Genomic DNA, 285 nt, shown 5'->3' with positions numbered 1-285 from the left:
AGTGCTCGCTTATGGGCCGGTTTGGGGTAGCTTTATCATACTTGCAGCAGTTTTTTCAGCCTCTTCGGTCGGATATTTTATAGGAAGATATCTTGGTCCCGTCATTGTGGAAAAACTCATTGGCCATAAGAATGAAAAGAAGATCAGTGATTTCATTGACGATTACGGTTTTTGGGCAGTTATCGTGACCCGGCTCAACCCATTTCTTTCCAATGACGCCATTAGTTTTGTGGCGGGGATTCTCAAGATGGGCTACTGGAAATTTATAGGAGCAACCTTGGTAGG

The 285-nt window shown here is 44.2% G+C and carries 1 protein-coding gene; it reads left to right on the top strand.

The window, feature by feature from the left end; genetic code table 11:
• Positions 1 to 285, top strand: a 285-nt coding sequence (locus HC176_RS19225) for a TVP38/TMEM64 family protein (protein ID WP_167920566.1), incomplete at both ends; no start/stop codon positions are given.

It is taken from the genome of Tamlana crocina (assembly GCF_012037625.1).
This window is presented reverse-complemented; position numbering and strand designations above follow the sequence as displayed.